The sequence below is a fragment of the Rhodococcus jostii NBRC 16295 genome, from assembly GCF_001894825.1.
Taxonomy (GTDB): domain Bacteria; phylum Actinomycetota; class Actinomycetes; order Mycobacteriales; family Mycobacteriaceae; genus Rhodococcus_F; species Rhodococcus_F jostii.
Map to the genome: position 1 here is coordinate 80,801 of NZ_BCWY01000018.1, position 17,325 is coordinate 98,125.

10 protein-coding genes are annotated in these 17,325 nt (G+C 68.7%); 3 read left to right on the plus strand and 7 right to left on the minus strand.

From position 1 onward, the window contains the following. Window positions 1-25 precede the first annotated feature (25 nt). Together nox and RJ1_RS14505 are read right to left on the minus strand one after the other, a co-directional pair. Window positions 26-1,213: a 4,4'-dithiodibutanoate disulfide reductase gene (gene nox, locus RJ1_RS14500; RefSeq protein ID WP_073360920.1), complete on the minus strand. Its 1,188-nt coding sequence runs from the start codon at window positions 1,211-1,213 to the stop codon at window positions 26-28. A gap of 38 nt (window positions 1,214-1,251) precedes the next feature. Continuing rightward, on the minus strand, window positions 1,252-2,223 hold the full coding sequence (locus tag RJ1_RS14505; protein WP_073360922.1) for an NAD-dependent epimerase/dehydratase family protein: 972 nt from the start codon (window positions 2,221-2,223) through the stop codon (window positions 1,252-1,254). A gap of 89 nt (window positions 2,224-2,312) precedes the next feature. Between RJ1_RS14505 and RJ1_RS14510 the strand changes: the two genes are divergently transcribed. Continuing rightward, a complete protein-coding gene (locus RJ1_RS14510; protein WP_073360923.1) occupies window positions 2,313-2,885 on the plus strand; it encodes a TetR/AcrR family transcriptional regulator in 573 nt (190 codons plus the stop codon). Between the two features lie 3 nt (window positions 2,886-2,888). Here RJ1_RS14510 and RJ1_RS14515 read toward each other — a convergent pair whose 3' ends face one another. The 5 genes from RJ1_RS14515 to RJ1_RS14535 all read right to left on the minus strand — a co-directional run bounded on the left by RJ1_RS14515 (window position 2,889) and on the right by RJ1_RS14535 (window position 11,312). Further along, window positions 2,889-3,629, minus strand: a complete 741-nt coding sequence (locus RJ1_RS14515; protein ID WP_073360925.1) for an RsmA family anti-sigma factor — start codon at window positions 3,627-3,629, stop codon at window positions 2,889-2,891. Window positions 3,630-3,707: 78 nt separating this feature from the next. Further along, complete coding sequence (gene sigM, locus RJ1_RS14520) at window positions 3,708-4,289, minus strand: RNA polymerase sigma factor SigM (RefSeq protein ID WP_073360926.1); 582 nt, start codon at window positions 4,287-4,289, stop codon at window positions 3,708-3,710. Between the two features lie 47 nt (window positions 4,290-4,336). Then, window positions 4,337-8,221 (minus strand): murein biosynthesis integral membrane protein MurJ, encoded by a 3,885-nt coding sequence (gene murJ / locus RJ1_RS14525; RefSeq protein ID WP_073360928.1) that lies wholly within the window; start codon window positions 8,219-8,221, stop codon window positions 4,337-4,339. Window positions 8,222-8,334: 113 nt separating this feature from the next. Next, on the minus strand, window positions 8,335-10,734 hold the full coding sequence (locus RJ1_RS14530) for a DUF6049 family protein (RefSeq protein WP_073360929.1): 2,400 nt from the start codon (window positions 10,732-10,734) through the stop codon (window positions 8,335-8,337). A 2-nt stretch (window positions 10,735-10,736) separates the two neighbouring features. Then, the gene (locus RJ1_RS14535) at window positions 10,737-11,312 is read right to left on the minus strand and encodes an NUDIX hydrolase (protein ID WP_073360931.1); all 576 of its coding nucleotides are present in this window, start codon (window positions 11,310-11,312) and stop codon (window positions 10,737-10,739) included. A 149-nt stretch (window positions 11,313-11,461) separates the two neighbouring features. On the opposite strand from RJ1_RS14535, the gene RJ1_RS14540 reads away from it, so the two are divergent. After that, window positions 11,462-12,913, plus strand: coding sequence for a CCA tRNA nucleotidyltransferase (locus RJ1_RS14540; RefSeq protein ID WP_073360932.1), 1,452 nt, complete (start codon window positions 11,462-11,464; stop codon window positions 12,911-12,913). 235 nt (window positions 12,914-13,148) lie between these two features. Further along, a complete protein-coding gene (locus tag RJ1_RS14545; protein ID WP_073360934.1) occupies window positions 13,149-17,285 on the plus strand; it encodes a bifunctional nitrate reductase/sulfite reductase flavoprotein subunit alpha in 4,137 nt (1,378 codons plus the stop codon). The last annotated feature ends 40 nt before the right edge of the window (window positions 17,286-17,325 follow it).

Genomic DNA, 17,325 nt, shown 5'->3' on the forward strand with positions numbered 1-17,325 from the left:
GTCGCTCCCCTCACAGGGTCGCTGATCAGCGCAGAGTCTCCCGGATGACGCAGCGTGTGCCCGTGTAGATGGTGGGCATGCATTTGTTGCAATGGATGCAGAGCCCCTCGGGCACGTGCAGGTCGTGGAACTTGTTGACGAGGTCGGGGTCGCGGAGCAGGGCCCGCGCCATCGCGACGAATTCGAACCCTTCGCCGAGTGCGTTCTCGATGGTGTCGAGCCGGTTGATGCCGCCGAGGAGGATGAGCGGCATCGACAGCGCGGCACGGAACTGCCGGGCCATCGGGAGGAAGAACGCCTCCTCGAACGGGTAGGTCGGAAAGATCCGCGGCCCGTACACCTTCAGGCCCCAGCCGACCAGTTTGGGCTGGGAGGCAACGAATTCCGCCATCGGGACCTCGCCCCGGAAGAAGTACATTCCGTTGAGCAAAGAGCTGCCGCCGGTGAGCTGCAACGCGTCGAGGTGGCCGTCGGCTTCGAGGAGCCGGGCGATGCGCAGACTGTCGTCGAGCCACAGCCCCTTCGGGACACCGTCCGCCATATTGAATTTCGCCGTCACGGCCACGGAGTCGCCGGCGGCGCGGCGCACACTCTCGATCACCCGGCGGGGAAAGGCCGCCCGCCGCTCGAGGCTGCCGCCGTACTCGTCTGTGCGTTTGTTGAGGTTCGGGCTCATGAACGAGCTGAGGAGGTAGTTGTGCCCGAGGTGGACCTCGATCGCGTCGAAGCCGGCATCGACGGCGTTGCGTGCGGCGTCTTCGTAGTCGCGGGTGACCTGGTCGAGTTCGTCCCTGGTGGCACCCCTCACCAGGCCCATTGCCGGTGGGCTGAGACGAGTGGACGGTGCGAGCGTCTTGGTGCGGTTGGACAGCGGGTTCGCGACCAGACCGGCATGACCGATCTGGGCCGCGACCAGTCCCCCTTCGGCGTGGACGGCGTCGGTGAGGCGGCGCAGGTCGGTCACGTGTGCGCGGTCGAGCACGAGCGTATTCGCGTGGACGCGTCCGCCGGGTGAGACGGCGCAGTAGGCGACGGTGGTCAGGGCGGCGCCGCCGCGCGTGACCTCTGCGTGGAAGTCGACGAGCTGGTCGGTGACCCGGCCGTGCGGCATGACACCTTCGAACGTCGCCGCCTTCACGATGCGGTTGCGCAGAGTCAGGGGGCCCAGGCGAGCCGGCTCCCAGATGCCGGGGTGCGGTGCTGGAACGGTCATGGTGGTCTGCCTTCGCGTGGAGTTGGTGGGGACGGTGCTCAGCCGAAGGTCGCGGCCAGCGCGGCGCGGGCCGGACGCCAGGTGAGGCCCAGTTCCTCACGGGTTCTGGAATCGTCGGTGGGGGTGGCAGCGGTGAGGAGCCACGCGGCCTCGTAACTGAGTCCGGCGCTGAGGGGTGTGAGCTTGCCGATCACGTCGGCGAACCGGCCGATCGTGCGAAACGTGGCACCCGACAACGGGATGCGGCGAAGTCGGCGCCCGGAGGACCGCTCGAGGATGTCGATGAGCTGGTTGAACTCGATGAGCTCGCCGCCGCAGACGTATCGCCGGGCGCCGCGGCCGGGTTGCATCGCGGCGGCGTGGACGGCGGCCACGTCCCGCACGTCGATCATCTGCATGCCGCCGTCGAATCGGGGTGCCACCCCGCCGCTGACGAGCGCGCCCCAGCCCTGCTCGGTGACACCTTTCGTAGACCCGAGCCCGGGACCGACGACGCTCGTCGGGTAGGTGATGACCACCGGGGCGCCGGCGTCCTGGAGTGCGCGGGCGATGCGATCGGCAGCCGCCTTGGTGCGGCCGTACGCACTGCGCCCCGCCGCCGTCGGACTGTCCGGTCCGATGACGGCGTCGGGTGACGGAAACAGGGCGCTGAAGCTCGCCACGTGGACGATCGGGTCGAGTCCGAGGAAGGCCGCCCGGGTGAGGATCGCGGCGGTGGCCTGCGTGTTGATCTCCCACATCAGCTGTTCGCGACGGTCGTCGGTGCCCACCACCCCGGCGGCGTGGAGCAGGGCGTCGCAGCCGTCGAGGAGGCCCGCCACCACGTCGGGGTCGCGGATGTCGCCGACCACCCGCTCGATCCGCGCGGCGGCGTCACCGGCCGCGTCGAGCAGGGTGTCGGGACACTCGGTGGGGAGGACCAGTAACCGCACCGAATGCCCGTCGGCGAGGAGCGTCAGCGTCGTGTGCGCGCCGACGTATCCGGTGCCGCCGGTGACCGCGATCTTCATGTGTCCGTCCTGTTCGAATTACGATGCCACTGGACTCGTAATAGGTACGATATAGCGCGGAAGGCACCTCTGTCCCACAATTCGAACCAATGAATGCAACTGGAACCGGCCGCCCGCGCGACCCGCGGATCGACACCGACGTCCTCGCCGTCACCCGTGCGATGCTCGTGGAATCGGGCTGGGAGCAACTCAGCATGCGGGCCATTGCGACCCGCTCCGGGGTGAGCAGGGCGTCCATCACCCGGCGGTGGCCGTCGAAGGCGCATCTGGTGCTCGACGCCATCCTCGGCGCGACACCGGACCTGACGCCGTTCGAGGGCACCGATCGCGAAGGCTGGATCCGCTGGGTGGTGACCGGCAGCGCCGAACTGTTCTCCCGCCCGGAAGTGCGAGCGGCCACGCCGGGCCTGCTGGCCGCGATCCGCGACCACGACGATCTCCGCACCGCGCTCTGGCGGGGATTCAGCGGGCCCAGTACTCAGCTGTTCGGGCGCGAGGAGGGCCCGGGTGAGTCGAACACCGCGACGGCCGTGCTGGTGCTCGCCGCCGGCGCCGCACTGTTCACGAGCCTGATCGCCGTCGAGGACGACACTCCGGAACTCCGCGCGAAGATCCTGGAACTGCTCATGCCGGTCGCGCGTTCGGAGAGCGAAAACCCCTGACCGTCAACCGATATCGGTGACGTCGAGTGTCGCAGGGTCGCCCGCACTGCACTCGCGGCCCACCACCATCGCTGTGATCTGCGGCGGCCGCGGCCCCGCCACCAGAAGCAGGACCCCCGGTTCGCCGTCGAGCCGGACCTCACCGGACCCCAGGAGGGCACGGGACGGCTCGATACCGTTGGCGCGCAGACATTCTGCGAGAACCGCGGGATTCTCGAGTGGTCCGAGCTGCCGCGAACCGATCAGGGTGAGGAGGCGTCCGGAATCGGGGTCGCTCCCCAGGTCGAGAACCGGCGGCGTCGAGGACGTTTCGGAACCGGGCAGGGCCACCGGCGGCTGCTCGGGTGACCGACTGCCCGGCGTGACCACCGCGACGGTCACCACGACCGCTGCCGCCGCCGCGAACGTTCCCGCGGCCACCGCCGCCCACTTCCGTCGCCCGGCGAGCGGCACCACGGTGGACGCGGCCCGCTCCGCGGCGAGGGAGCGCTGGATGCGGTCGGCGACGTCGTCGGGAATCGGGGTGGTAACGGAATGATCGCGCCCGAGCGCGCCGAGCTGATCGGTGACCCGGTCGAGTGCGTCGATGACGGCCATGGCCTGCGGGTCGTTCCGGACGAGCGGCCACAGCCGATCGCTGACCGACTCCGGCAGCACCCCGGCATGCAGATCGGCCAGCAGGTCTTCGGAATATGGCGGTTCGGGCAGCGTGGCGTCGGAGGGGTGGAACTCACGGTCGGCCATGGCACCTCCTCACCGATTCATTGTGGTCCGGGACGCCGGGATACTGCCCCGCTCCTACTACGGTTTGACGCCCCGGAGTCATGATCGGTTCCCCTCCACCCGAAAATATTCGAGCGAGGCGGCCAGCTTCTTCCGGCCCCGGGCGCAGCGGCTCTTCACGGTGCCCTCCGGAACCCCGAGGAGCATCGCGGCCTCGCTGGTCGAGCGGCCCTCGAGGTCGACGGCCACGATCGCGGTCCGCTGATCCGGTGGGAGCTGCGCCAGAGCGCGCTCGACCACCAGGCTGAGTTCCACCTCGGACACGTAGTCGCGGGTGTCGCGCGGTTCGTCGTCCTCTTCGGCGGAGAGGGACACGGCCGGACGAGCCTTGTTGCGGCGGATGCGGTCGAGGCAGGCGTTGACGACGATCGTGTGCAGCCAACTCCGGACCGCGGCGTCCCGGCGGAACGAGCCGGCGTTGCGATGCGCGGACAGCAGCGCTTCCTGCAACGCGTCCGCGGCATCCTCCGCGGTGTAACTGGTGCGTTTGGCGACGTGCCACAGATGGTCGTAGTGGCGTCCGAGCAGTGTCTCGAATGCGTGCCGGTCGCCGGCGACGTGCGCCGCCAACAGGTCGACGTCCGAGGGCTCACCCTCGGAATCCCCCCGGAAGATTCGCACCGGCGGATGTTAGCTCAGTTCGCCGGTCCGCGAGCACCGGGTGCCGTCTACGTCGCGGCGTTGAAACCGATGTCCGCGATGGACGATTGATTCTTGCCACCCGAATTGCTGAGGCCGGTGATCCACACCAGCACGTTCTTGGTGGGCCCCTCCGACTTCAGCGGGATGTCGGTGACACCGTTGCCGAGCACCTTCGAACCGAGCACCTGCGTCTGGTCGAGGGTCGGGTTCTCCGACGGGGCGCTGCGGATCTCGACGTTGGTGCCCGGTGTCGGCGAGGTGATCGACACGCTCGACAGGGTGGTCGGCTCGTCCAGCGTGACCATCAGGCCCACACCGTTCTTCAGCGCGGGGAAGGGCTGAAAGTACGAGTCGGTGCTCCACACGGTGGACGGGTTGCCGTCGACGGCCAGCCGGGCGTTGGCGGCGGAGTCGGGGGTGCCCTGCGGCGAGAACACCGTTGCCCCGGAAGGCGTGATCGGTGCGACGTTCGCCGCAGGGGCGGGCGCGGGTGCAGGTGACTCGGGATTGGGCGGCGGCTCGGCCGAAGTGGTGAGGCCGAAGTCCTGCTCGGTGAGCGGCGCGTCGGAACTGCTGCCCGTGAGGAACGTCGCGAGCCAGAAGCCCAGGAGCGCCAGCACGATGATCGTGACGACCGCCAGGCCCACGAGCGCGGCGATCATCCGGTTGGACTTCTTCTTCTCCGCCTCCAGTGCTTCCGGGTCGGCGAGAGCGTGACCGGACGGGCCGGGGCCCCGCTGCCCGAGGCGCAGCACGGGGATGAACTCTGTCTTGTCGTTGACGACGGATGCCTGATCGAGAATGTGCTGCACGGTGGCGGCCGTGCGGATTCCCCCGTTCGGCTCGAGCGACCGCAGAGCCACCGCGGAGATCTCGAACGGGACCTCCGGCCGGATCACCCGCGGTCCGATGGGCTGCCCGCTCGAGTCGCGGTCGGCCAGTCGCATGCCGCCGACGCTGCCGGGGCGAGGCGAACCCGACGGATCACCGGCCGGGGCGGACGGGTCGCCCAGCGGCCAGCGGGCGGTGATGAGGGCGTAGAGCATGGCGCCCAGACCGCGCACGTCGGAACTCGAGTCGGAATCGGCGAGTGTGGCCGGGAACGCCAGCACGGCATCGCCGTTGATGCTGATACGGACGCGGTCGGGGTGATCGATGGACAGTGCCCCACCGGCGCGGTGCGCGGTCTCGGCGGCCGCGGCGAGCGCACGGATGGCACTGGCGGCGCCGATCGGAGAAGGCTTGGTGTCGGCCATCTCCCGCAACGAGCGGCCCGGGGTCCACTCGGCGACGACGATGCCGCCCGAGCTGCCGCGGACCACGTCGAGCACGCGGGCGAGACCCGGGGAATTGATCCGGCCCAGTCGCAGAGTGCGGGACAGAATGGCCTGCGGGCCTTCGGGACCGGCCGAGGTGGAGCGTTGTTCGGCGTCCACGAACGTGAGAGCGACCTCGCGGTCGAGCTTGACGTCGAGTGCCTGCCAGAACTGCAGGCCGCGCGAACCGCCGTGCGGTGTCAGCAGTCGGTACCGGCCGCCCGCGACGGAGGCGCCGGGAATGAGCTTGGGGCCACGGGGAGTACGACGGGGGCCTGCGCCGGGCTCACGTCCGGGCGCGGGTGTGATCGGGATCACGCCGGTGTCGTAGCTGAGATCCCGTGCGGGCGCAGCGCCCATGTGACGTGTGTCTCCGCGCGATTCGCTTGCCTCGTCGGCGGGAGTCTTCGGCGCGGCCTTCGTCTCGGCGTCGGCACCGTTGCGATCGCCGGTGTCCTTGCTCTGACCCGTTTTCGGAGTGTCTGTGGAGCCCGCGGAGGTGGCTGCGTCCTTCTTCTGCGGTGCGTCGGCGCCGGCCTGCTTGTCGGACTTCGCGGAGCCGGCGGAGGCCGACTCGGACGAGATCCGGGTGGTAGGGGCGTCGACGCCGTTGGGGGTGGCGGCCGAATCGCGTTCGGACGCTTGCACCGTAGAACCTCCGGCTCTCTTGCTGCCGGCCACGTCGTCGTCGCTCACCCTCACTCCTTCATTTTCGAATGCCCAACTCCGACCAGTACCGGGCGGCGCTCCGACCCGCTCGTGTCCAGGGTACGGGAGTCCACCGGGTCGTTCGATACCACGCGGCTGTCCTCCGACGTCGTGCGGTGTGGCACGGACCACGGGAATCAGTTCTGTTTCGGCGTCTGCGAGCGGGTCGACCTCCGGTTCCGGCGCCGCGCCGCGACCGCGCAGGGCACGAACCTTGCGGGTGACGGCGACGGTGATGGACACGATCTCGGGGATTTTCGCGAACCAGAGGATCACGAAGGTGACGACGAGCATCAGGACGCCGCTGATCATGACCCGGACCATCGAGCCCGGGCCGCCGAACAAACTGGTGAGCCGGTCGAGCCCGAGGAGTCGGTCGGCGCCGAGCATGACGAGCGCACCCGCCATGGACGCGAGCACCACCACCCACACCGTCTTCCCGACGTTGGCCATCTGCAGGTTGCCGAGGCTGCGGTGCAGCAGATATCCGCCGACGACCGCTCCGGTGATGTAGCCGAGGCCGTTGGCCACGCCGAGCAGGATCACCACCTGGTCGTCGCTCGAGGCGATCATCGGGGTGAGCGCGGACAGCGCGATCTTCACCACGGTGATGCCCAGGACGATCCAGGTGGGTGTCCACGCCTGCTCCCGCGCGTAGAAGACGCGCAGCTGGATCAGCACGAGCGAGTACGGGATGAGGGTGAACGCCGACCAGCTCACGGCCTGGCCGAGGCGTTCGGCGTCGCCCGAACCGAAGTTGCCGTACCCGTACAGCGCCTGACCGATCTCGGGGCCCGCGAACGTGAGGAACGTGATGATCGGGACGAGCGAGATCATCGTCAGCCGGGTGGCGACGGACAGGTCGTCGACGACGGCGGGGGTGTCGTCGGCGGCGGCGTTGCGGCTGAGCCGCGGCATGATCGCGGTGAGGACCGTCACGCCCAGCACGCCGTACGGCAGCTGCAGCAGGAGCCACGCGTTGTTGTAGATCGCGGGACCCGACGCGTCGGCGTGCGACGAGATGCGGGTGGCGACGATCATGCCGGCCTGGCTGATCAACACGTACAGGACGATCGCGACGGCCATGCCGCCGAACTGCTTGAGCCGGTCGTCGAGGCCCCACAGCGGTTTCAGCGAGATGCCCTCGCGCCGGATGGCCGGCACCAGGCTCATCGCCTGCACCACGACACCGAGGGTGACGCCGACACCGAGGACCAGCAGCTTCGGGTCGCTCATCCGCACCGGGTCGAGGGTGATCTCCCCCGGGGTCGCGTAGTAGATCACCAGCACGGTGAGCATCACGACGTTGTTCAGCACCGGAGCCCAGGCCCCGGGTTTGAACACCTGCCGGGTGTTGAGAATGGCCGTGAGCAGCGCCGACAGTCCGTAGAACAGGATCGCGGGCAGGAGGAGATAGGACAGGGCTGTGGTGAGGGACGTGTCCACCTTGCCGTCCGCCGACAGGAAGACGTGGGTGGTGAGTACGGGTGCCGCGGCGGTCGCGAGGAGCGCCGCCGTCCCCAGGAGCACGCACGTCGCGGTGAACAGGCGCCGTACGAACGCCGCACCCTGGTCCGGGTCCTCGCGCTCGGCACGTACCAGGACGGGCACGACGATCGCGGTGAGCACGGCTCCGAGCACGAGCTCGGAGATCATGTTCGGGATCTGGCTGGCGACGGTGAACGAGCTGGCCACCGAGCCACCCAGCAGCGTCAGGACCAGCAGCTGTTTGGCGAATCCGGTGATGCGGCTGACGAGCGTCGCGACCGCGATGGAACCGGTGGACGCGAGAAGACGGGAATTGCTCTGTTTCTGCGGCGCGGTCGACGGACCGGAATCCCGGACCGGAGGCGGCGTGGGGTCGACCCGGATGGCCGCGAACTGCACCGTCGGCGCCTCGTCCGGCCGGATCTCCCGAGCCCAGTGGTCCCGTTCCCACGGGGCGACCCGGGGATGGGAGCGATCGGGAAGCCTCTGGCCCCTACTGGGCAAGTTCCCGGTCATGAACGTTCGTACCCTTCGTCAGCTGGATCCGGCTGGCCGCGGAATCGATGCCACAGCCGGCGGCCGGCGAGGAACAGCAGCAGAGCACCCGCGCATGCTGTCAGTATCGCCAACGCCTGCCCGTACGCGTTGGACCGTACCGTCACGCTGGTCGGCTCTCCCAGTTGCTGTCCATCGGCGGTGGTCAGAGAGAATTTGACGACGAGCTTGCGCGAGTCGTTGGCCTCGGTGGGAACGGTGAGGGTGCGACTGCCGCGCGGGGGCAGCGTGGTGGGCCCGATGTCGGTGATCGTCATCCCCGACGGCGCATCCACCTGCAGGCGCACCGTGATCCCGACCGGCAGGTCGTTCCGGGCCACCAGCAGCAGGGGGCTCTGTTCGGACGCCAGTGTGTAGACGCCGCCGGGTGACACGACGGTGACGGCGCCGAACATGTCGTCCATGGTTTCGGCCACCTCGTCGGCGCGCAGGTCGGCCGCCTCTTCCGCGGACCGCCGTTCGTCGTCGCGGCGGTGGGCGAGGCTCATCGACCGCACGAGGTCCTCTCGCAGCGGCGCCGTGAACCGTTCCGGAGTGAGGGGGGCCTGCGGGTCGTCGACCAGCGCGGCGTTCAGCGCCTCGATGCGCGGCATCTGCGTTGCCGCGGCGTCGCGGAGGCGGGCGGGGACGCCGTCCTCGGCGGCCTGATCCGGGTACTCCAGGGCGGCGACCTCCGGTGATCCGGGCTGACGTCCCAGCAGCGCGGGTAACGGCCGGGAGGTGGCCAGCCCCGACCGCATCAGCGAGGACACCGTGGACAGCAGCGTCTTCGCGTCGTCGGCGCCTGCCGTCCACAGTTGCGGCGGCACCACCATCAGCGAGCGGGGTGTGCCGGAGGCCCGTGCGGCCTCGGGTTCGAGGGCAGACCACGACACCGCGCCGAGAGCGTCCTGCAGTCGCGCGGTCTGCGAATCGTCCGACAGGTCGTACCGGGCGCGTTCCGGGGTGTACGACGGGGTTTGCGGGGTGGTCCCCATGGCGGCGAGGGCCGTGCCGACCGAGGGATCGAACAGCAGGGCGTCGACGCTTCCGGTGGCCGTGGACGTCTCGGCCGCGGCCGGGGTGGTTCCCCCGGTTCCCCCGTTCCCGGGGACGGGAACCGGGGCCGGTGTCGCCTCGATGACGTGGGCGCTGTCGCGGGGTGCGGTCGTGTCGACGGAGTTCGCGGCTACGAGCGTGGTGGTCGCTTCGTCCCCGCGGAGCATCTGCGCGGTCGCGTCGTCGAGCACGCCCGCGTCGCTCCACACGAAATTGCGCAGCGACGTCACCCCCAGCACGTTGTCGACGATGTCGGCGGGAGCCTCGACGGCGGTGGCGGTGAGGTCCGGGTTCGCGACCTCCGTGATCGCGGCCAGGTCGGCCTGCGCGAACGGCACCGACGTGGTGCACATGGTGGCGGCCAGCGACCGGGCCCGTTCGAGCCACGCGGACGCGGCGTCCTTGCCCGTCCCCTCGTGGGCGGAACCGGTGGGGTCGGAAGGATCGTCCACCACCAGATATCCGCGGGTCATGTTCTCGACGGTGATCAGCAGGTCCGGGTCCACCGCCAGGCACAGACTGTCCCGGAGGGTGTGGTCGCGGTCGACGCTCTCCCGGGTGGCGAACTCGGCCGCTGCGAGGAGTTCGTCGAGCCGGCCACCGTCCGCGAGCGAGGTCGCGAGTTCGTCGTCGACGAGACGGACCGGTTCGGTGACCGAGCCCGGGACACCCGCCGCGAGCCGGGGCCGGTCGGCGAGCGGCCACAGCATGGTGACGGCGACCGGGCTGGAGATGTCCGGCGGAACGGCCGGACTGCCGGGAACTCCGAACACGGGCAGCAGGAAGCGGGCGTCGTCGAGGCGCGCGGCCCCGCCGTACTCGGGGGTGCCGTTGACGTTCACCATCAGCGGGTACACGCCGGGTTCGGTGATGTCGAGGGACACGTCGGTGTCGGAGCGCAGCGGCAGCGACAGCGTGAACTGCTTGCTCTGCCCCTCGTCGAGGCGCCCCGCCACCGTGTCGAACATGCCGACGGTGTCGTACCGGGACTGATCGAGGGTCAGCGACGTGCGGAGGCCCTCGCTGCTCGCGACGGCCGGGGCGCGCTGCATGCGCACGCTGACGTCGCGGACCGTGCGGTCGCCGATGTTCTTCACCGAGCCCGTGACCGTGACGAACGGGTCGCTGGTAGTGGTGACGGTGGACGGCGTGACGTTGTCGATGTGCAGCTCGAGAAACTCGGGATCCTCGTCGACCATCTGGGTCCCGGCGCTCTCGGGCGGCACGGGATCCTGGGCGGTCGCCACAACGGTGCTGGTGGGAGCCAGAACGACCGCGAGTGCGGTCAACGTCACGGCACCGACCCGACGCAAAGCCATCCTCATCCGGCGTCTGGCCCCTTCTGGAGCTTCAGGTCGGGTGCGGTCGGGGCGGTCGTCATCTTGGAGATCAAGTCACCGGCGATTTCTGCGAGTTTCCGTTCGTCTGCGTAGGCCAGGCGTGATCCCAGCTCGGCGAGCGGCACCCACGCTACCTCGGTGACTTCCACGTCTTCGTCCGACAGTTCCCCACCGAGGCATCTGAGCAGATAGTGGTGGACGGTCTTGTGGACGCGGCGGCCCTCGGTGACGAACCAGTAGTCGATGCTGCCGAGCGACGCGAGGACGGTGCCCTGGATGCCGGTCTCTTCCTCGACCTCACGCATCGCGGTCTGTTCCGCGGTCTCACCCTGTTCGATGTGCCCCTTGGGCAGCGACCACAGCAGCCGCCCGCGACGGTCCGTGCGACCGATCAGCGCGGCGCACAGATTCTCCCGCGGCCCGCCGAGACCGTTGACGACGAGTCCCCCCGCCGAGGTTTCCCGAACCGTCCTCATGTGGGGTTTCGCGGGTTTGCCGACGGCGCCGCGCCGCCGCGAGTTGCGGCGACTCCTGTTCGCACGTTCGGCAGCAGACACCCCATCGATAGTAGTTGGCTTTGCCGTTTCCACCTGAACGCCGCACCCGAACCGAGACGCTTCGTGACACTCCCGTGGTGAACCGAACTGCGAGGTGACAGCGTGTATGCGTATCCCGCTATTTGCGCACCTCGGTAAGCTTCCTGGACGTGACTGCCCCTTCTCTCGACGACGAGCGCCGTACGCGACTGCTTGCCGGTGCCGCGGTGACGCTGCGCGAGCTGTCCGAAGTCCTGACGCCGCTCGGTGAGAGGTTCGCCGCCGCCGGTCACGAGTTGTACCTGGTGGGGGGCAGCGTCCGGGACGCGATCCTGGGCCGCCTCGGCACCGACCTCGACTTCACCACCGACGCCCGGCCGGAGCAGGTGCAGAAACTGCTGTCGGGCTGGGCCGACAACCAGTGGGACACGGGCATCGACTTCGGGACGATCAGCGCGGCCAAGGCCGGGCAGCAGATCGAGATCACCACGTACCGCGCCGACGCCTACGACCGGGTGTCGCGCAATCCCGTCGTCCAGTTCGGGTCGAAACTCGAGGACGACCTGGTGCGGCGCGATTTCACGGTCAACGCGATGGCCGTGCGGATCGGTGCGGACGGTTCGCAGGACTTCGTCGATCCACTCGGGGGCATGGACGCCCTGCTCGCCGGGGTGCTCGACACCCCGTCGGCGCCGGAGAACTCGTTCAACGACGACCCGCTGCGCATGTTGCGGGCCGCGCGGTTCGTGTCCCAGCTGGGTTTCACCCTGCACGAGCGGGTGCATCGGGCGATCACCGACATGGCGTCGCAGATCGAGCGGATCACGGCCGAGCGGGTGCGTGCGGAACTCGACAAGCTGATCCTCGGCGAGTTCCCGATCGACGGCATGAACGTGATGTGCGAGACGGGCCTGGCCGACTACGTGCTGCCCGAGGTGCCGCAGATGAAGCTCGAGATCGACGAGCATCATCAGCACAAGGATGTGTACTGGCACTCGCTGACCGTGCTGAAGCAGGCCGTCGACCTCGAGGAGGGCGACCCCGACCTGGTGTTGCGGTGGGCGGCGTTGCTGCACGACGTCGGCAAACCGGACACGAAGCGCAACGAGCCGGGCGGCGGCGTCAGTTTCCACCACCACGAGGTGGTGGGCGCGAAGATGGTCCGCAAGCGGATGCGGGCCCTGAAGTACTCGAAGCAGATGGTCGACGACGTCTCGCAGCTCGTGTTCCTCCACCTTCGGTTCCACGGCTACGGCAAGGGGCAGTGGACCGACTCCGCCGTGCGCCGGTACGTGACGGACGCCGGTCCCCTGCTGCCGCGCCTCCACAAGCTGGTTCGCGCCGATTGCACCACGCGCAACAAGCGGCGGGCGGCCGCTCTGCAGGCGACGTACGACGACATCGAGGAGCGGATCGCCCGGATCGCCGAGCAGGAAGACCTCGCGCGGGTGCGCCCCGACCTCGACGGTAACGCCATCATGGAGTTGCTCGGCATTCCGGCCGGCCCGGACGTCGGGAAGGCCTGGAAGTACCTCAAGGAGCTGCGGCTCGATCGCGGTCCCCTCAGCCGGGACGACGCGGAGGCCGAACTGCTGTCGTGGTGGGCCGCGCAGAAGGGCTGACTCCTCCGTCGGTCGTACTCCGAACCTGACCGATTACCCACCGTAGATGTGGCGACGGTCACATCGCTCCGTCGACTCGTCCGAACGGACTCACCACTGCGCCGCACCCTGGGTGCGAGAGACGTCATCGAACGCTCACCGGGGTTAATCCCGACGAAACACGCCTGTCGGCACCATTGATACAGGTCGTGAGCCAGGTGGACACGCGGCGACCGTGCAGGTGAGGAGCTAGTCGATGCAGCAGCAGAAAGCCGGTACTTCCACAGTGAAGACCGCCTGCTCGTACTGCGGTGTCGGCTGCGGCATGGTGCTCGAGGTCGGGATAGATCCCGAGACGAATGCGCGCCGAGTACTCAAGGCGTCCGGCGACAAGGACCATCCCACCAACTTCGGCCGCCTCTGCACCAAGGGTGCGACGAGCGCCGAGATGCTCGTGGCCGGTGGTCGCATGGAAACCGGATACGTGCGGGACGAGCGCGGGGAGGCACCCACCTCGGTGGATGTCGCCGCCGCCATCAGCGAGACCGCCCGCCGACTGAAGCAACAACTCGACGAGCACGGCCCGGACGCCCTGTCCTTCTATGTCTCCGGCCAGATGTCCATCGAGGCGCAGTACCTCATCACCAAACTCGCGAAGGGTTTCGTCGGCACCAACCAGATCGAGTCGAACTCGCGGCTGTGCATGGCCAGCGCGGGCACCGGCTACAAGCAGTCGCTGGGTGCGGACGGCCCGCCCGGGTCGTACCAGGATTTCGACCAGGCCGACGTGTTCTTCGTGATCGGCGCCAACATGGCGGACTGTCACCCCATCCTGTTCCTGCGGATGATGGACCGCGTCAAGGCCGGCGCCAAGCTGATCGTCGTCGACCCACGCCGCAACGCGACCGCCGACAAGGCGAACCTGTTCATGCAGATCGCCCCGGGCACCGACCTCGCGCTGCTCAACGGCCTGCTGCACCTGCTCGTGACGAACGGGCACACCGATCCCGAGTTCATCGCCGAATTCACCGAGGGCTGGGAGGTGATGCCGGAGTTCCTCGAGGAGTACACCCCCGAGAAGGTCGCGGAGATCACCGGTATCCCCGAATCCGACATCCGTCAGGCCGCCCAGTGGATCGGCGAGGCCGGCAACTGGATGAGCTGCTGGACGATGGGCCTGAACCAGAGCACCCACGGCACGTGGAACACCAACGCGATCTGCAACCTGCACCTGGCCACCGGGACGATCTGCCGTCCGGGCAGCGGCCCGTTCTCCCTCACCGGTCAGCCGAACGCGATGGGCGGCCGCGAGATGGGGTACATGGGTCCCGGCCTGCCGGGGCAGCGGTCGGTGCTCGCCGCCGACGACCGGGCGTTCATCGAGGACCTGTGGGAGCTGCCGGAAGGCAGCATCCGCACCGAGGTCGGCACCGGCACCGTCGACATGTTCGAGCGCATGGTGGCGGGCGAGATCAAGGCCTGCTGGATCATCTGCACCAATCCCGTTGCCACCGTGGCGAACCGGCGAACCGTGATCGAAGGCCTCGAGGCCGCCGAGCTCGTGATCACCCAGGACGTCTTCCTCGACACGGAGACCAACGGATACGCCGACATCCTGCTCCCCGGGGCGCTGTGGGCGGAGTCGGATTCGGTGATGATCAACTCCGAGCGCAACCTCACGCTGCTGCAGCAGGCCGTCGACCCGGTCGGTCAGGCGCTGCCCGACTGGCAGATCATCGCCCGCGTCGCCGCCGAGATGGGGTACGCGGACGCGTTCACCTACGAGTCCTCGGAGGACGTGTTCGAGGAGATCAAGCGCACCTGGAATCCCAAGACCGGCTACGACCTGCGCGGCGTCACCTACGACCGTCTGCGGGAGACGCCGGTGCAGTGGCCGAGCCCGCCCGGCGACCGCACCGATCGCAACCCGATCCGCTACGTCAACGACGGCGTCAGCCAGAACCTGCTGTCGGCTCCCGACGGGTCACTCCCTCGGCTCGCGTTCGCCACCGCGAGCGGCAAGGCGGCCTTCTTCGCACGCCCGCACATGCTGCCCGCCGAGATGCCCGACGACGACTACCCCTTCGTGCTCAACACCGGACGGCTGCAACATCAGTGGCACACGATGACCAAGACCGGCAAGGTCGCCAAGCTCAACAAGTTGAACTCCGGCCCGTTCGTCGAGATCAATCCGGCTGACGCCCAGAAGCTGTCGATTGCGGACGGCGACAAGGTGGAGGTCGCGTCCCGGCGCGGCCGCGCGGTGCTTCCCGCCGTCGTCAGCGACCGCGTGCTGCCCGGCGGGTGTTTCGCCCCGTTCCACTGGAACGACTCGTTCGGTGAATATCTCAGCATCAACGCCGTCACCAACGACGCCGTCGACCCCACGTCCTTCCAGCCGGAGTTCAAGGCGTGCGCCGTGTCCCTGACCCGGGTGGCCCCGGTGTCCGCTCCGGAGGTCCCGGAATCGGGCGGGGCTCTCACCCTCGCGCAGGGTTCGCCTGCCGCCGAGATGAGCCGCATTCTCGGACTGGACGACTCCGCCTCACCCAGTTTCGACGAACACGAACGCATGTACCTCGCCGGTCTGCTGGCCGGTTTGCAGTCCACCGAATTGCAGGGCGTTCCAGTCCTTCCGCGCACTGCGCCGATCTCCGGGTCGAAAAGGGTGTGGCTGGACGGGCTCATGGCGGGTCTGTTCTCCCGCTCCGAAGTTCCGGATGGCACTTCGGCGCCGGACGGGAGTCCCGCGAACGCTGAATCGGTCCAGCACCCGGTGGTCGTGGTGTGGGCGTCGCAGACCGGCAACGCGGAGGAGTTCGCCGCCGAATGCGCCGGTCAACTCGAGGCCGCCGGGCACGGCACCCGCCTGGTCAGCATGGACGACTACGACGTCGCGGGCCTCGCCGACGTCCGTGATCTCCTGATCATCACCAGCACGTTCGGGGACGGCGACGCCCCCGACAACGGCAGCAGCTTCTGGTCGGCTCTCAGCAGCGACGAGGCCCCGAGGCTGTCGCAGACCAGGTACGCCGTCCTGGCTTTCGGTGACTCGAACTACGACGACTTCTGCGGGCACGGCAAGCGACTCGACGCGCGGTTGGAGCAGCTCGAGGCGAAACGGCTGACCGAGCGGGTCGATTGCGAACCGGACTACGAGGACCAGGCCCGTGAGTGGCTGACCCAGGTGCAGAACCTCGTTCGCGAGCGTGCGGCCGACGGTGCGACCGCGACCCCGGCCGCGCCGGCCCGGCCCGCGGCGAAGAAGGCGGCGACGTTCACGCGCAAGACGCCGTTGGTCACCCGGTTGACGAGGAACATTCCGCTCAGCGCGGCCGGATCGTCGAAGGACGTGCGGCAGTTCGGCTTCGAGGTGAGCGATCCGGAGTTCTCCTACGAGGCCGGCGACGCGCTCGGTGTCTGGCCCACCAACAGCGACGCCGTCGTCGACGAATGGCTGAAGGTCACCCGCTCGATCCCGGACACGCCCGTCACGTTGCCGGACCTGCCCGAGATGACGCTGCGGGAGGCGCTGCGGACGAAGCTCGAGATCACCAAGGTGACCCCCGAACTGCTGCGGTTCGTGCAGAGCCGCACCCAGGACACCGAATTGGCGCGGCTGCTGCGCCCGCAGAACAAGATCGCGCTCCAGCAGTGGCTGTGGGGGCGGCAGTCGATGGATGTGCTGGCGCAGTACGCGGTCGATGCCGACGCCGACGAGTGGCTGGGCGTCCTCAAACGCCTCCAGCCGCGGCTGTACTCGATCTCGTCGAGTCCCAAGGTCGACCCCGGTGAGGTGCAGCTGACCGTCTCCGCGGTGCGCTACAACCACGAGGGCAAGAACCGCTCCGGGGTGTGCTCCACGTTCCTCGCCGATCACTGCGACGACGCCGACGTGCCGATCTTCGTGCAGAAGTCGGCGCACTTCCGTCCCCCGCAGGCCGCCGACGCACCGATGATCATGGTCGGACCCGGCACCGGCATCGCGCCGTTCCGCGGATTCCTGCACGAGCGTAGGGAATTGGGTCACACGGGCAAGAACTGGATGTTCTTCGGCGAGCAGCACGAGGCAACCGACTTCTACTACCGCGAGGAGATGGAAGCTATGCACCGCGACGGATTTCTCACCCACCTCGATGCAGCGTTCTCCCGGGACCAGCGGCAGAAGATCTACGTGCAGGACCGCATACGCGAACACGGCGCCAAGCTGTGGGGCTGGATGCAGGAGGGTGCCTCCCTGTACGTGTGCGGCGACGCCAGCCGGATGGCCAAGGACGTCGACGAGACGGTCCGCGAAGTCGTCCGCACCCACGGGCGTCTGGACGAAGAGGACACCGAGCTGTACATGAAGCAGCTTTCCACCGACAAACGCTACGTGCGGGACGTGTACTGATCCGCATTTGCGGAAACCTGCTCTTGATCGGTCCGTATTT